Below are 15,872 nucleotides of genomic sequence, written 5' to 3'. Positions count from 1 at the left end.
TTTTTAATATATTTCTGTCACATCAAAATGATGCGCCGTCTGAATCATTGTCTGAACATTTTCAAGTTTGGTTTGCGGTGCAATATCGCAACCCGGAATCAACACAAATCCTGTTGCTCCACCATCTCTGATGCAGCTTAGTGACTCCGCTTCAATTTCTTCCGGGGTCCCCTCCAGCAGCACCCGAATTGGATCCAACTGACCGCCAAAGGCCATTTTTCCGGACAGTTTTTCTCTGGCTACGTTTAAATTGACCTTGTAGTCCATCGAAAATAAATTGGCTCCGGTCTCGGGAATTAAGTCAAGAACCTTTGTCGTATTGCCACAGATGTGCAGAGATCGGGTGCTGATGCGTTTGATAGCCTGATTGGCCGACTTGATGCGGGGAAAGGATGCTTCTCTGAATAGCTTTGCTGAAATGACATCACCGGATGATAGCGGCTCAGCCTGATTGACCATTTCGACTCCGGCATCTATGAACAAATTCCAGTATTTTAACAGGAGTCTCTCCGTAAATTCCATGATATGGTTTAGTCCCGGTTTATCCTTTAAGGCTGTCTTCATCATATTATCCATCCCCAGCAGCTGCCCAGCCAGGGTAAATGCACCCCATTGACTGACTGCCACCAGGTACTCGTCACCAATTTCACCAACAACAATTCTGGCTGTTTCCAGCAGGTTAGCAATCTCCCGGGAATTCTCCAAATCCTCTACCCTTAACTGATCAACATCTTCGGGTCGGGTAACCAGGGGCTCATCGATCGTAGATGCTTCTCCCAGCAGATTAAAGGTGCATTTTCCCCCAAGAGCTTTGACAATCACATTGCTACAATCAGCAGCAACCCAAACTACATCTGAGCCAACTTTTTTGTTGTCATCAATAATCGTCTGGGCAATTTTTTGCGGTTGTCCGATCATCACATCCTGAAGGGTCAAACCATTGCGATAATCTGTCCAAACCCCGCTCGAAAGGATCATAGCAGGAAGCCGCGGGGTCTTCTTAAGGGCTATCCCTGCAAGTATTATCTCTTTATGTGTCAAAAACTCAACTCCTTTAAATGATAGGGTGTTTGCTGATAAACGTAATAATTCAGCCAATTGGCAAACAATAGGGTAGCATGGCTACTCCAGGTCGTCTGATCCGATATCCCCAATTCGCCTTTCAGCTGATAATTTTTAGGTACATCTGGTTTTAAACCCTGTAAATAATCCCGTATGTATTCATTTTTTAAAGTTACCCGATCATACTCACAGTGACCGGTAACAAACAATTGCCGATTCGTAATATCGGAAATCAAATAGACACCTGCTTCCGACGATTCAGCCAGTATTTCCAGCTGTGGTATAGTCAGTACATCTTCCCGGGCGATCGCAGTATAATGGGAATGCGGAGCATAAAAGAAATCATCAAATCCCCTGACAATGGGATGTCGACGATTATTTACATCATACGCACAAACTCCGGAAATCTTAGCCGACGGGACAGACTTTTTGATACCATAATGATAATAGAGTGCCGCCTGAGCCCCCCAGCAAATATAGAGTGAAGAAAAAACATGCGTCTTAGCCCATTCCAACACGTCACACAACTCCTGCCAGTAAGCAACTGCTTCGAACTCTTGTTTTTCAACCGGTGCTCCTGTAATTATGATCCCGTCATAGTGATTGTTTTTTATTTCCTTAAAACTGTGATAAAACTGTTTAAAATGATCTGCAGTTTTATCCCCAGTCAGCTGGTCAGAAATTTTTAAAAATTCGATATTCAACTGGAGTGCGGTGTTGCTGAGCAAACGAAGCAGTTGCGTTTCAGTTGCAATCACTGTTGGCATGAGGTTGACAATCAATAGATTAAGCACTCGAATATCCTGATGTATCGCCCGTTTCTCAGTCATGATAAAAATATCTTCCCTGGCAAGGGTCTCAATGGCCGGTAAACCTTCTTTTACACAAATTGGCATAGTGACACCTCAATTCATTTATCGTTAAGGATTCTTTGTAAATATTTGAAAACTTAATCAGCCCGAAAAGAAAACATCTGCTGCCTTGGTAATAACAGCAGATGTCCATTCTTACAGTTTTAAAATCAAATTTTTTGAGGGGGAGTTATTTTTTGCAGTGCTTTTTCCAAAGCCTGTTCAATATCGTAAATCAAATCATCAACATCCTCAACACCAATAGATAGACGGATCACATCCGGAGCAAATCCAACCGCTGCCTGTTCTTCAGGACTTAACTGTTGATGGGTAGTCGAAGCTGGATGAATAACCAGGGATTTTGCATCGGCAACATTCGCCAAAAGTGAGAAAATTTCCAGACTGTCAATGAACTTTTTAGCCTGATCAATCGTACCATCAATGGAAAATGTAAAGATGGAACCGGCTCCCAATGGCAGATATTTTTGACCCAGCTCGTAATACTTATTTGATTTGAGTCCAGGATAATTTACTTTTTTGACTTTGGGATGATTTTCCAGAAATTCGACAATTTTTTTAGTATTATCAACATGCTTTTGCACTCTTAAGGATAAAGACTCCAGCCCCTGTAAAAACAGGAAGGAATTAAATGGCGATAATGAAGCTCCGGTATCTCTCAACAATTGAGCGCGAATCTTAACTGCATAGGCAATCGGGCCCAAATCTGCAAAATTGATGCCATTGTAGCTTTTGTCCGGTGTTGTGAAATCCGGGAATTTTCCACTGGTCCAGTCAAAGTTGCCACCATCAACAATAATTCCACCGATGGATGTTCCATGACCGCCAATAAATTTTGTCGCTGAATGAACAACGACGTTGGCACCGTGTTCCAGTGGTTTGAATAAATATGGGGTGGCAAAGGTATTATCAACGATTAAAGGAATTTTATTTTCAGCTGCGATCTTGCCAACTGCATCAAAATCGATAACGTTAATACCAGGATTTCCAAGGGTTTCAATAAACAATGCTTTTGTTTTATCAGTGATGGCTTTTCTGAAATTTTCCGGATCATCCGGATCGACAAAGATTGTATTGATACCAAATTTAGGTAGTGTTTCAGCAAAAAGATGATAGGTTCCGCCGTAAAGAGTACTGGCTGAGACTATTTCGTCTCCAGCACTGGCAATATTTTGAATGGCATAGGTAATCGCCGCGGCCCCAGAAGCTGTTGCCAGTCCGGCTGAACCACCCTCTAAGGCGGCAACCCGTTGTTAAAATGCATCAGTAGTCGGGTTAGTTAAACGACTGTAGATATTACCAGCATCCGTTAAGGCAAAGCGACCTTCTGCCTGGGCCGTGTCTTTAAATACATATGAAGTTGTCTGATAAATAGGAACAGCTCTTGCTCCGGTTACTGGGTCTGGGGTCTGTCCTGCATGGACCTGTAATGTATCGAATCCTAATTTTCTTTCGCTCACGTTAGTTAACCTCTCATTTCTTTCTGCTATTTTTTGATTATGGTCATTTAATTCTTTTGACCGTTCATTTTTTTCTTTGTGATTTTTATCGAATATTCTTTTAAAAAAGTTCTTCTCTGACTTGCTCAACGATGCAGCTCCTTTCTTAAGAAATATTCAAATGCCATTAAATGGAATGACAAATGCAATATCTCATCATGCTTAGCAATCGTTCCGATAGTCGGTGCTATTGCAACACATGGAAAAATTTCTCCCAGATAAAGTGCATAATTCATTTTTCAACATATTGCTTTGCCTCCTTAAAAAAATATATTGCATATATATCCTATGTGTTTAATATGAAACAAATATAACGTATCTTCAGCTATTTGTCAACTGGTTTTTTATATTTATAACAAATAATTCCGATCTGATTAATCGATAAACATTTGATCGTAACTGCTGACCAAAGCGCTTCGACTTCTGCAGACCTCATTTTTTAATATCCGGATAATCCAAATTCTTCCATCAGTCGTATCGTCCGGAGGAGTAACTTGAAATCCCTTGTGGTTTTAATAGTAAAAAACTGTTTCCATGCACAATCCACTTGTCAGTTGAACCTTGGAACAGTTTTTTCTGTATTCATTAATTTACTTGAGCTCAGGCACTCTTCTTGTCGAAAGACAGGCAGTCAACAAAAATCCGATCAAAATTTTCGCCATTGGACAATTCAATGACATCAATCTCGGTAACCAGGCTTTCCATCTCATCGCGATATTTCTGATTGAGTAAAAAAGCCAGTCCTCCGGATTTTGACGTGTTGCCGACAAAGTCAATTTTGCCTTCAAATTCTTTTGGTAGCAGTCCGATATTTATCAGGCTCTTAGCCCGCAGATGAAAGCCAAACGAACCAGCAATTTGAATCTCGTCAACATCTTCGGGTCGCAGTTGCTTTGCATCCATTAAAAACTCAATACCTGCTCGCACTGCGCCCTTAGCCAGCTGTACCTGCCGGATATCTTTTTGTGTAAGGTATACCCCACTGGCAACCTCAAAGGCTATTTTTCCATCGATTTTGACCAATCTGTTTCTGAGGCTCTGTTTCAAATCAGTATTCTCTGGAGATGCCAGTCTGCCCCGTTTGTCGATCACCTTATGAACCACGAGTTCCCCCACAATGTCCAACAGACCGCTGCCGCAAATACCAATAGCTTCGCCATCTTCAATGGTTCGGATGTCAATCTCGCCATGATCGTCAATTTCAAAATACTCAATTGCGCCTTTTTCAGCCCGCATTCCATAAGAAATATTCATTCCCTCAAATGCCGGTCCGGCGGCGGTTGAGGTCGCCGTTAAGGCGCCATGATCTGACAAAACCATTTCACCATTGGTTCCGATATCGACAAATAAAGTAACCTGTTCTTTATCCTGAAGCCGGGTTGCCAAAACACCGGATGTGATATCTGGCCCCACAAAGGAAGATATAATCGGCGGTAGATAAATTGATCCCAGCCTGGAAATATCCAGGAGATGTTCTTTGTAGCTTAAGCTGCTTCCCCCGGTAATGGCTGGAGTATAGGGGTATTTACCCAATGAATAAGGATTCACGTTGGCAGCCAAATGTATCATACAGGTATTGCCACTAAAAATCACTTCATAAATATGCTTTTGTAAAACACCAGTGTGTCTGGCTGCTTTTTCAATCAGCTTGTTCAATTCCTTTATAATCATTGAGTACATCGCATCCAGCCCTTTTTCATCAGAGGCAAATTTAATCCGCGACAAAACATCCTGAGCATGCTGGCTTTGGGGATTTAGGGCTGAGACGGAGTGCAGTTCTTCACCAGTGTTAATATTGACAAGTGTTGCCACTAGCGTGGTCGTTCCGATGTCAACAACGACGCCATAATTCTGGGTCGTAGTGTCCCCTTCTTCCTCACCTAAAACCTTGCCACCGGCAGTTACAATCGTCTTTCCATTGCTGGTATATTCTTTTTTAATAAAACTATTGACGTCGATATCAAAGCTCTGACCGTGGTTTAATATTTGCAGGGTTTTATTACGATTTTTCGCAATGGCCTTAACATCAACATGACCGGTCACAGAAGTTTGACATGAAAGCACAAATCCCTGTTCCTTTTCCTCTTCTGACAATTGATGTTTTCCGTATTCTTCCACATTTTTCAGACTTGCTTCGGATATTCTAACCTTACATTTTCCGCAAACCCCTTCCGAATTACAGGGCGATTCAATAACAATTCCAAGTTTTTGGGCCGCTGCTAAAATCGTCGTGCCTTTTTCCACCAGAATAGCTTTGTTCTCGCCGATAAAATTTACTTTTACCATAATCGTTACGCCCCCTTTGCCTGATTCGTCATTGAGGTAATATTTGCCAGTGGTGTGGAGGTACTGAGTCCACAAGCTGGCGCAATAATATCAATGCCATCCAATTTAAGTTTTTCGGTTTGTCTGGCAACCTTTTCGGCTTCGCCAAATTCCAGCAGATAGGTACTGAGGTTCCCCATGGTGGTTAATTCAGGATAGTCTTCTTTCAACTTTTTCAAGCTGATGGAGGAATCGGTGCTGATCGCATCGGACTTAATTGCCGGCACAAATTTTCTGACCGCATTCATTTTTCCGCAAATATGGACAATGACCGGGGTATTGGTTTCATGAATCGCATCGATGATCTTATTGAGATAGCGCACCGCATATTCATCAAACATCGCCGGTCCCAGGATTTCTCCGGTGGCAGTGGGATCAGCAATGGTAATCACACTGGCGCCGCTCTCCACCATTAGCCTGGCCAATTCGATAATATGATTGGTGGCATAATCAACCACCCGATGGGCTTCGGCGGGATTCTTTCTGAGTTCTTTTAAAAACGGAATCGGGTCAACCAGTGATGCAGCGGTACTGAGCGGCCCGGTGATACTGCCAAATACCGGTATGTCTGAATATTCTTTTGACAACTGATAGGTTGCTTCAATAATCGCATTAACCCGTTTATTTTTGGCCATCGCTCCCAAGTCCTGATAAATGACATCTTTAACCGAAGGAAACACTTCTTTTTGTATTTTTGGTTCACAGGCCAGGGTGCCATAATTAATTTCACTGCCCAGTACCTCTGCTTCCACGGTCATGCAAAAGGGAATACCGAAGTTTTCAAAACCGGTGTTCTCCTGAACGTCATTGGCAATTTCTGCCATCAATTGACTATTGTGATGGCCATCCGGTAAGGTGTGGCCAGTTTTATTCATTACATCAACGATGGCTGAATTCATCATCCCACCGGGACAGATAACCGGTGCCCGATCAACGGATTCTTTATTTAAGGAACGGAGGATCCGTTCTTTTGGGGTTAAATCATTCATCTAAAATTCCTCATTTCTTATTATTTGCTGGCTTCGATAAGTTTTGAAGTATTACGCGCTTCTCGCATTTTTTGAAAAATCCGCATCGGAAATTTCCTGCATGGGGAGCAGCGTTATGAAGTTATCTTCATCCCAGGGACCGGTTATAATTCTTTCAATAAAGCCGATTTCACCTTTAACCGTCTGATATTCCGCCTCAAACAGCTTTGCAATTTCTCGGGATTGCTCAATTACCATATCCTTGGGTTCTGCTGATGTTTCAATAAACAGCACTTTTTTATAGCCATCATACATATTTTCCAACATCCGTCTGGCTTTTTTTTCACCGAAACGGTCATAAATACGCTGATAATCCGAGAGAATACTTTTTTCAGTAATCATCCAGCCATTGCTGAGATAAAAAGTTCCCATTTCTTTTTGAAAATCAAAGGCTCTACAGGTATCTGAGCACATAAAGATCGAAATACAGTCATGTACTCTGGGAATAATCAGTTCACTTGTTTTAGAAATTAAACCATTAGCAGACCCACCACACAAACCAAAAGCCAGGATGATTTTTTGATAATTCTGGGAAGCATCAATAAGCCGTTGGAGCTCGACCTTTAGCTTCTGGGGGTATAAATGAAAGTCCATCGAGACAAATTCAAAATCCCGATCCGGAATCGGCATCAGATTCTCTATTTCCGCCTGCATGACCTCGCAGGCAATCACTTTGATACGCATATCAGAAAACGGTGTCCAGAATAGCCTGATTCAGATCATGGCCAATTACGGTAATCCGCCCGATTTCATCGGGTTCGGACGCTCTGATTTCCAGGGCATTGGGAACAAAGTCAAACTCCACCCAATTAACTGTATCAATCTGTACCTTGCCCTTTGATCGGACCACTTTTCCAAAAACCGCCTCATCCTTCAAACTTTCAAAGATGCTTTTTAACTTAATTACCGGAAATATCTTTGGCGTTTCGATGCCCCAGCTTGTAAATATATCATGATTATGATCGTCATCGTCGTGATCGTGGTCATCATCAAATTCCAGATCAAACGCACTTAAATCCTCATCCCGGGAAATTTGTTGTCCATCCGCTTCGGAAAGACCGAGCAGCTCAACGCCACTTAAGTCATCCCAGGGCGTGGTTACAATCGATGCGGTCTCATTGATCTCCCGTATTTTCGAAACAACCTTGCCTAACTCCTCATCATCGACATTCTGGGTTCGACTTAAGAGAATGGTACTGGCATGACTGATCTGGTCCCCATAAAACTCACTGAACAACTCGGTGAATTCCTCATACATGGTCACATCGACGGCAGCAATCACCAGGTTGAGATGAATGTCATCATCCTCTTCCAGTTTCTTGACAATCTTGACGATTTCAGACAGTTTACCAACTCCCGACGGTTCAATGATGATTCTTTCTGTTTCTTTCGATTTAATGATTTCTCGCAAAGTATTGGTAAAATCAATTACGGTAGAACAACAGATACACCCGGCCTTGATTTCCTTTATTTCAATGTTGTATTTTTTTAGAAATGCCCCATCGATTGGAATTTCGCCAAACTCATTTTCAATCAGCGTTATTTTTTTAGAATACACGTTTTCATCGATCAGCTTCTTAATTAATGTGGTTTTACCGGCACCAAAAAAACCAGAAAAAATATCAATTTGTATTGTCATACGATCACTTTCCTATCTGTTAATCATTGAACTTGTCATTGATCACCTGGACTTAATTCACTTTTATTGCTATATTGAATTGTTCCGCTTCTGTACTTAATTTGTTTGAAAATTACTTTATCGACCAGCGCCCGTATCGTCTGGAAGCTTCCACCATTGCCGCAGCATTTAGTAAATTACCATTGGGCGGGAACTCACAGCCAGAAGAAAGGATAAAACCAGCATTGTGTTTTTTGAACAGATCCAGTTGTCTTTTAACATCTTCGAGCACCTCATCAGCAGTAAATACCAGACCGGTTTCGGCGGGATCGGAATATCCGATGGTGATAATCTTGTCACCCCAGGTTTTTGCATGTTCTTCCCAATCTTTGGCACCATGGGCCGGATAGGCAACTGAGATCGCCACCGGATCAGACCACTTGATAACTTCTTCAAAATAAACACCACCACCGCAATTGTGAATGGCCACTGCCGAACCGGCCGCCCGAATCGCATCGGCAAGTCGTTTTAGATAAGGGCCTTCAAATTTCTCCCAGGTAGTGTTTCTTAAAACTGTTCCTGAAGAGTACAGCGGATCAATGACAATGGAATGGGCCCCGGCTTCAATCTGAGCTTCGGCATATTCGATCAGCACATCTGTAATCACATCAACTGCCGCCAAAACCTCCTCAGGATGCTTGATCAAATCAACAAACAATTCTTTATGACCTCTAATCTGTGATAAAACGCCCAGTGGACCATAAACAAATCCGAAAATAGCGACTTCATTGCCTTTAGCAGCCGATAGACCCTTGACCGTATCAATGACCTGCTTCATCCGAGTCGTTTCCCGGGGATTTATTTTTCCGATTTTTTCATATTCCCCGGGAGTCTTAATAAATTGGTTGTTAAAATCAGGATAGGCGGTGCTGAATTTTGGATAAATAATTTCCTGACCAAAGTCTGCCGCTTCCACTGAGAGGTCAACCAGTAACAAAAAGGCATCCTGACCAATCAGTTCCTGTGCTGCCAGTAAACTTTGGGTGGCAATTTCAGCGTCTTGAGACCATTTATCATAGCGGGAACCGGTCACCCGATAAGAGGCTCCGCAAACCAGGGGAATCGCCGGGATTCGATCGACTTCTTTACGCTGCAGGGTCAGAACAACCCGTTCCAGAGACGATAATTCTTCATTTCTTTGTATTAATGACATCGATGATTTCCTCCATTTAATTGTCTTGCAAATTTACTTGAGTACGCTTTAGAGCTCATTGCCATAAGCGGCGGCAATATTATTTGCCAACTTCACGGCCTCTGCCGCATTTTCTGCGTAGCCGTCGGCGCCAATTTTATCTGCATAAGACTGGGAAACCGGCCCACCACCAATTAATACCTTATAATCTTCTCTGATTTTCTGCTCTTTAAGAATTTCAACAACTTCACTCATTCCTTCCATGGTTGTTGTCATCAGCGTTGAGATAAATATAAACTCGGCATTCTCTTCTTTTGCCCGTTCCACAAAGGTATCCGGGGCAATATCACGTCCAAGATCAATCACATCATAACCACCTGTTTCAAGCATAATCTTGACCAGGTTTTTACCAATATCATGGGTATCCCCTTCAATTACCCCAATGACAGCTTTTCTTTTCGTTTCGTGTGAATTGACCTTGATATGAGGCTTTAATAAATTTAGCCCGGCATACATAGCATCTGAGCACATCAGTAATTCCGGTACAAAATACTCTTCTTCATCAAATAACTTCCCAGCCTGGTTCATGCCAACGGTCAAGCCATTAACAATCGCTTCATACGCATCCACGCCCTCGGCAATCACCTTGTTACTGAGTTCAATGGTTAGATCCTCATCCATATCCACAATTGAAGCTGCCAGTTTATCAAATAATTCCTGTTTGTTTAATGACATTTACTAATCTCCTCCCTATTAACATATATCTCCTATATGATTGGTATGATTATTATATGTGATGCTTTTGACTTTGTCAATACGTTTTTGTACTATTCTGATATGATTTTATGTATTAAAAAAAGACAGGATTGAAAGCGTGCTATGCTTCAAATCCTGCCATTTTTAATTCATCGGTGAATCGCTTGAAACCGACTGATCTCTTCGATTTTTCTCTATAAAAACTTAACAATATTTGACTAAGTCAGATAAAATATTCACAATTGCCTTTTTCGTGATAACGTCTAACCAGTTCTGCCAGGGTAATATTGTCCACCACCTGATCAATAGCATCTTTAATTTCCTGCCAAACATCAGCGGTGACGTGACGATCTGCTTCCTCGTAATTCCCTGCCTCGTCGCTCAGAATAACTGGTGATAATTCACCTTCCAAAAGTCTGACAATCATGCCAACAGTATAATCTTCTGGGGGATTGGCCAGTTGATACCCCCCCTGGGATCCCCGGACACTACGAACAAAGCCAGCTCGTGAAATCTGGGTAATAATCTGTTCCAAATATTTTTCTGAAATCTCCTGGCGTTCAGCAATCCGCTTAATGGGAATGTATTCCCCGGTGTTGTTGATCGCCAGGTCCAGCATTAAACGCAAGGCATACCTGCCCTTTGTGGAAATTTTCATTACTGAAACAACCCCGTTGACAAATAACGTTCACCGGTGTCCGGCAATAAAACCACAATAGTCTTGCCTTTATTTTCGGCTCGTTTTGCCAATTCGGTGGCTGCATAGATGGCAGCTCCTGAAGAAATACCTACCAACAATCCTTCCCGTCGACCAATTTCTTTGGAGGTCTGGAACGCATTTTCATTACTGACCTTAATGACTTCATCATATACCGCGGTATTGAGTACCCCTGGAACAAACCCAGCACCAATTCCCTGAATTTTATGTGGCCCAGGATTTCCACCTGATAAAACGGGAGAAGCTTCCGGCTCAACGGCGACAATTTTCACCCCTGGTTTTTTTTCTTTTAAAACTTCGCCAACCCCGGTAATGGTTCCACCGGTTCCAATTCCGGCAACAAAGATATCCACATCCCCATCGGTGTCTTCCCAAATCTCAACCGCCGTCGTTTTTCGATGAATCTCAGGATTGGCTGGATTCTCGAATTGCTGTGGCACAAAGGCATTGGGGGTGCTTTGCGCCAGTTCCTGAGCCTTGGCAATAGCACCCTTCATTCCCAGAGAACCAGGGGTCAAAACCAGTTCAGCGCCGAGCGCAGAAACCAGATTTCGTCGTTCAATACTCATTGTTTCAGGCATGGTTAAAATTAAACGATAGCCTTTAGCTGCAGCAACAAAAGCCAGACCAACACCGGTATTGCCACTGGTAGGCTCAATAATGACTGAATCCTTGTTGAGCAAACCTGCTTTTTCAGCTGCATCAATCATCGCAAAGCCAATTCGGTCTTTAACCGAAGAAAGGGGATTAAAGTATTCCAGTTTGGCTACGATTTTTGCCTCTAAGTCCAAATTCTTTTCATAATTTGATAGTTCAAGCAGTGGTGTATTTCCAATCAGGTCGGTCAGATTTTTTGCAATTTTTGACATCGTGATACCTCTTTTCATTATTTATATCATATTATTTCTATATGATTTTATTATATTTCCCTTTTATTTTCTTGTCAATACTTTTTTTTATTTTCAGCGCCAGTATTTTGTTTTATGATACCCAGATAAATCTTAAAACAAAAATATTCAATTGTTAATGTACGTCTCTTGTAGTATAATTGGATAATTCCCTGGTGATTTCATACTAATCATCTGGGTATTTTTTTGAGTCATTTTAGAAGTTATTAACCGTTTTGGTTTTTTAGAAGGGAGTTACGACTTGATATATTTAGATTACGCTGCCGACACCCCAGTTGATGTCCAAGTGCTTGATTTATTTTGCCAAATCAATCAAGTTGCTTTTGGTAATGCAAACGGCACCCATCTGTCCGGGAAAAATGCCAAGCAACTGATTAAACAAGCAACTATCAAAATAAAAAATCTGCTGAATTGTTCAACTTCGGAGGTTATCTACACCTCTGGAGCCACTGAAGCCAATAACCTGGCCATTAAGGGTGTTGCCAGAAATTATCGTGAAGTAGGCCGCCATATCATTTCCACCTGTCTGGAACATGCGTCAGTCAGCGGAAGCCTCAAGCAGCTTCAATCGATTGGTTATGAAATTGATCTGGTGTCGATCAGAAAAGATGGCACTGTTGACCTGGATCATTTAAATGAATTAATTCGAGAAGATACAATCCTGGTCTCTATCAATTATGTTGATAGCGAGTTGGGAATCTGTCAACCGATCCCATCAATTGCAACGATTGTTGCCGCTTATCCCAATTGCTTTTTTCATGTGGATGCCACCCAGGCTGTCGGTAAAATACCAATTCATTTAGATCAAATTGATCTGGTTACCTTTTCACCCCACAAGTTTTTCGGCCTGAATGGCATGGGCGTATTGCTAAAAAGCGAAAGCCTGATCCTTGAACCACAAATCCATGGGGGCACCAGCACCAGTTATTATCGCAGCGGCACGCCTTTTACCGCTGGTGCCGGGGCAACGGCGCTAGCCCTTGAACTGTGCGTGGCTGAGCTGAAAGAACGGCTGACCCAGGTTACTGTAAAAAACGACTGGTTAAAAAAACAGTTATCAGCGTATCCGCTAGTAGCTTTCAACAGTACTGGACATGCTATTCCCCATATTCTTAATCTCAGTGTCAAAGGCGTCAAAGCCCAAGCATTTCAGGCTGCACTGAGCGACCGGAAAGTCTGCGTTTCGACCAAATCAGCCTGTTCCACCGACAACACTCCCTCACGATCGGTTCTGACAGTCACCGGAAGCAGGGATCTGGCCAGATCTTCCTGGCGGATCAGTCTCTGCCATTTAACCACTGACAGCGAATTGCAGCAGTTTATGAACATCTTTGATTATTGTTATAAAAGTTTAACTAAATAGTAGGAGTTATTATGGAACGTTATCAAGAAATAGAAAAAAGTTTAAAGAAGAAGTATCGCAGCAGTATCTGGTGCCGCTTTACCAGTGGCATCAATGAATATCAGCTGGTCAAGGAAGGCGATAAAATTGCGGTGTGCATCTCTGGTGGAAAAGACTCAATGCTGATGGCCAAGCTATTCCAGGAACTGAAGAAACATAATAAATTCGAATTTGAACTGGTTTTCCTGGTGATGGATCCGGGCTATAACCCGATCAACCGGGAAATGATCAAAAAGAATCTGAAACTGTTGAATATTGAAGCCACTGTTTTCGAATCGCAGATTTTTGATTCGGTGGCCGATATTGACAAATCACCCTGTTATCTCTGTGCCCGGATGCGTCGGGGTCATCTGTATCATCATGCCAAAGAATTGGGATGCAATAAAATCGCCCTGGGGCATCATTATGACGACGTCATTGAGACGATCCTGATGGGCATGCTTTACGGCGGTCAGATACAGACCATGATGCCCAAACTAAAAAGCAGCAATTTTGAGAATATGGAGTTAATCCGACCGATGTATCTGATTCGGGAAGAGGCCATCATCAGCTGGAAGTTGCATAACGACCTGCAATTTATTCAATGTGCCTGCCGATTTACCGAAAATTGTATGATTTCAGACAACGAAGGCGGAGCCTCAAAGCGTCAGGAAATGAAAACGCTACTGAAAAAATTCCGCCAAACCAGCCCATATATCGAAAGCAATATTTTCAAAAGCGTCGAGAACGTCAATCTCAACACCATTATTTCCTATAAGCAAGATGGGGTTAAACATCATTTTTTAGATGATTATGATAACTGATTCTGTAAATAAAAGTAAAAAAAAATGAACCATTAATATCTGAACGGAGAATTTTTAATGTTAAACCAATTTTCAAGAACTGAATTATTACTTGGCGGGGATGCCATGGAAAAACTGGCGCAGGCACGCGTTGCCATCTTTGGCATTGGCGGAGTGGGTAGTTATACTGCCGAAGCCCTTGCCCGCAGCGGCATTGGCTCATTTGATCTCATTGATGACGATAAGGTCTGTTTGACAAATCTCAACCGCCAGATGATCGCCACCCGAAAAACCGTAGGCCAAAACAAGGTTGAGGTGATGAAACAACGGATTTTGGATATCAATCCCAATGCTCAGGTCGACGTTCATCAATGCTTCTTTTTACCTGAAAACGCTGATAAATTTGACTTCTCTTCCTACTCATATGTAGTTGATGCCATCGATACCATTTCGGCCAAAATTGAGTTAGTGCTCCAAACAGAAAACACAAAAACACCCATCATCAGTTGTATGGGTGCCGGAAACAAATTAGACCCGACGCTTTTTAAGGTTGCCGATATCTACAAAACCAGCATGTGTCCGGTCGCCAAAATCATGCGTAAAGAACTTAAAAAACGTAGGATCAAGCATTTAAAAGTTGTGTTTTCAACGGAAGAACCGATTAAACAAATAAAGAATTTAGCAAACAGTTGTCAATCCAATTGTATTTGTCCACCGGGAACTGAAAGAAAATGTACCGATCGACGATCTATTCCCGGCAGCATTTCCTTTGTTCCGTCGGTAGCGGGTCTGATTTTAGCAGGCGAAGTGATCAAGGATCTCGCTTTTTAAATTAACCACAAAGGCGTGGAAAAACTTAGTTGATAACTTATGTTTCGGGGGTTTCACCCCCGAATTTATAACCAATCCCGTAAATTGTTAGGACATAGACCGGATTTTTGGGATCCTTTTCTATTTTTTGACGCAGGTTCTTGATATGGCTATCCACGGCCCGATCATATCCTTCAAACTCATCACCCAACGCTACTCTGATTAGATCCTCCCGGGTAAAAACCTTACTGGGATATTTTATTAACGCCGCCAGTAGTTTATACTCATTTGGAGTAAGATTAATTGCCACTTGATTCTTTTTGATCAGATGACTTTCAAAATCAACCTCCAAATCACCGCCATTGAAAGAGGCTTTATTATAAAGCGGCACCAGATCATCACTTGATCGGCGCAGAACTGCTTCAATTCTGGCATTTAGGGCTTTTAAACTAAATGGTTTCGTAATATAATCATCTGCGCCGATATTCAAACCTTTAAGCATATCTGATTCTTCAATTTTTGCAGTAAGCATAATAATCGGCACCCGGGATTTTTTTCTGATCTGAATACAAATTTCTTCGCCCGTCATATCCGGAAGCATCAGGTCTAATACGATGAGCGCAATGTTTTCCCGGTCAAAGATATCGAGGGCTTGTTTACCATTTTCCGCCGTAAAGACGGTAAAGCCTTTACTTTCCAGAAAAGACTTTACCACCTCAATTATTTTGGTTTCATCATCAACAATAAGTACTTTTTTTAAATGATTGTTCATTATTGTCAAACCTCTATACTTCCCAGTTGCTCAATTGAACATCAACGTCTTCGATCATCACGTGTATGAAATCTTCTTGTGACACTATTCTCATTATACTACAGGTAACTAGTGTAATGTATCATTGACAT

General features: G+C 42.0%; 13 protein-coding genes and 2 pseudogenes. 3 read left to right on the top strand and 12 right to left on the bottom strand.

What is annotated here, in order from left to right; translation table 11 throughout:
* Positions 1-3: 3 nt before the first annotated feature.
* The 11 genes and pseudogenes from B3F51_RS08745 to cysK form a co-directional block, all read right to left on the bottom strand.
* Entirely contained in the window at positions 4-1,041 is a 1,038-nt protein-coding gene (locus B3F51_RS08745; protein ID WP_286946639.1) for a uroporphyrinogen decarboxylase family protein, read from the bottom strand.
* Positions 1,038-1,958 carry a homoserine O-succinyltransferase gene (locus B3F51_RS08740; RefSeq protein WP_286946637.1) on the bottom strand — a complete coding sequence of 307 codons (921 nt, stop codon included), beginning with the start codon at positions 1,956-1,958 and terminating at the stop codon, positions 1,038-1,040. Before B3F51_RS08740 ends, B3F51_RS08745 begins: the two co-directional genes overlap by 4 nt.
* 125 nt (positions 1,959-2,083) lie before the next feature.
* Positions 2,084-3,391 (bottom strand): annotated as a pseudogene (locus B3F51_RS08735) (O-acetylhomoserine aminocarboxypropyltransferase/cysteine synthase family protein).
* A gap of 639 nt (positions 3,392-4,030) precedes the next feature.
* Positions 4,031-5,716: an ASKHA domain-containing protein gene (locus B3F51_RS08730; protein ID WP_286946635.1), complete on the bottom strand. Its 1,686-nt coding sequence runs from the start codon at positions 5,714-5,716 to the stop codon at positions 4,031-4,033.
* 5 nt (positions 5,717-5,721) lie between these two features.
* The gene (locus tag B3F51_RS08725; RefSeq protein WP_286946634.1) at positions 5,722-6,744 is read right to left on the bottom strand and encodes a uroporphyrinogen decarboxylase family protein; all 1,023 of its coding nucleotides are present in this window, start codon (positions 6,742-6,744) and stop codon (positions 5,722-5,724) included.
* Positions 6,745-6,795: 51 nt separating this feature from the next.
* A complete protein-coding gene (locus tag B3F51_RS08720) occupies positions 6,796-7,467 on the bottom strand; it encodes a DUF1638 domain-containing protein (RefSeq protein WP_070371984.1) in 672 nt (223 codons plus the stop codon).
* 1 nt (position 7,468) lies between these two features.
* On the bottom strand, positions 7,469-8,422 hold the full coding sequence (locus tag B3F51_RS08715; protein WP_286946631.1) for a CobW family GTP-binding protein: 954 nt from the start codon (positions 8,420-8,422) through the stop codon (positions 7,469-7,471).
* 112 nt (positions 8,423-8,534) lie between these two features.
* Positions 8,535-9,614, bottom strand: coding sequence for a uroporphyrinogen decarboxylase family protein (locus B3F51_RS08710; protein ID WP_228883104.1), 1,080 nt, complete (start codon positions 9,612-9,614; stop codon positions 8,535-8,537).
* Positions 9,615-9,662: 48 nt separating this feature from the next.
* Positions 9,663-10,328 (bottom strand): corrinoid protein, encoded by a 666-nt coding sequence (locus B3F51_RS08705; RefSeq protein ID WP_070371987.1) that lies wholly within the window; start codon positions 10,326-10,328, stop codon positions 9,663-9,665.
* 244 nt (positions 10,329-10,572) lie between these two features.
* Positions 10,573-11,007 (bottom strand): RrF2 family transcriptional regulator, encoded by a 435-nt coding sequence (locus B3F51_RS08700; protein WP_070371988.1) that lies wholly within the window; start codon positions 11,005-11,007, stop codon positions 10,573-10,575.
* Positions 11,007-11,936: a cysteine synthase A gene (gene cysK, locus B3F51_RS08695; protein WP_286946628.1), complete on the bottom strand. Its 930-nt coding sequence runs from the start codon at positions 11,934-11,936 to the stop codon at positions 11,007-11,009. The genes B3F51_RS08700 and cysK overlap by 1 nt, the downstream gene beginning before the upstream one ends.
* A 280-nt stretch (positions 11,937-12,216) precedes the next feature.
* Between cysK and B3F51_RS08690 the strand changes: the two genes are divergently transcribed.
* The 3 genes and pseudogenes from B3F51_RS08690 (at position 12,217) to B3F51_RS08680 (ending at position 14,990) form a co-directional block, all read left to right on the top strand.
* Entirely contained in the window at positions 12,217-13,338 is a 1,122-nt protein-coding gene (locus B3F51_RS08690; RefSeq protein WP_286946627.1) for a cysteine desulfurase family protein, read from the top strand.
* A 23-nt stretch (positions 13,339-13,361) separates the two neighbouring features.
* Positions 13,362-14,180: pseudogene (locus B3F51_RS08685) on the top strand (tRNA 2-thiocytidine biosynthesis TtcA family protein); the annotation flags it as partial.
* Between the two features lie 57 nt (positions 14,181-14,237).
* Entirely contained in the window at positions 14,238-14,990 is a 753-nt protein-coding gene (locus tag B3F51_RS08680; RefSeq protein WP_148636341.1) for a tRNA threonylcarbamoyladenosine dehydratase, read from the top strand.
* 37 nt (positions 14,991-15,027) lie between these two features.
* Here B3F51_RS08680 and B3F51_RS08675 read toward each other — a convergent pair whose 3' ends face one another.
* Positions 15,028-15,741: a response regulator transcription factor gene (locus B3F51_RS08675; protein WP_148636340.1), complete on the bottom strand. Its 714-nt coding sequence runs from the start codon at positions 15,739-15,741 to the stop codon at positions 15,028-15,030.
* Positions 15,742-15,872: the final 131 nt, after the last annotated feature.

Origin of the sequence: Acetobacterium sp. UBA5834, assembly GCF_002435675.1 — a bacterium.
Lineage (GTDB): Bacteria > Bacillota > Clostridia > Eubacteriales > Eubacteriaceae > Acetobacterium > Acetobacterium wieringae.
The sequence above is the reverse complement of the archived record's forward strand: the minus strand, read 5'-3'. Positions and strand labels throughout refer to the sequence as shown.

Bases quoted from the DNA above. Each gene is read 5' to 3' on its own strand.
- B3F51_RS08705 (WP_070371987.1), bottom strand. From the start codon at position 10,328: ATGTCATTAAACAAACAGGAATTATTTGATAAACTGGCAGCTTCAATT.
- B3F51_RS08710 (WP_228883104.1), bottom strand. From the start codon at position 9,614: ATGTCATTAATACAAAGAAATGAAGAATTATCGTCTCTGGAACGGGTT.
- B3F51_RS08740 (WP_286946637.1), bottom strand. From the start codon at position 1,958: ATGCCAATTTGTGTAAAAGAAGGTTTACCGGCCATTGAGACCCTTGCC.
- cysK (WP_286946628.1), bottom strand. From the start codon at position 11,936: ATGTCAAAAATTGCAAAAAATCTGACCGACCTGATTGGAAATACACCA.
- B3F51_RS08730 (WP_286946635.1), bottom strand. From the start codon at position 5,716: ATGGTAAAAGTAAATTTTATCGGCGAGAACAAAGCTATTCTGGTGGAA.
- B3F51_RS08675 (WP_148636340.1), bottom strand. From the start codon at position 15,741: ATGAACAATCATTTAAAAAAAGTACTTATTGTTGATGATGAAACCAAA.
- B3F51_RS08725 (WP_286946634.1), bottom strand. From the start codon at position 6,744: ATGAATGATTTAACCCCAAAAGAACGGATCCTCCGTTCCTTAAATAAA.
- B3F51_RS08720 (WP_070371984.1), bottom strand. From the start codon at position 7,467: ATGCGTATCAAAGTGATTGCCTGCGAGGTCATGCAGGCGGAAATAGAG.
- B3F51_RS08715 (WP_286946631.1), bottom strand. From the start codon at position 8,422: ATGACAATACAAATTGATATTTTTTCTGGTTTTTTTGGTGCCGGTAAA.
- B3F51_RS08700 (WP_070371988.1), bottom strand. From the start codon at position 11,007: ATGAAAATTTCCACAAAGGGCAGGTATGCCTTGCGTTTAATGCTGGAC.
- B3F51_RS08680 (WP_148636341.1), top strand. From the start codon at position 14,238: ATGTTAAACCAATTTTCAAGAACTGAATTATTACTTGGCGGGGATGCC.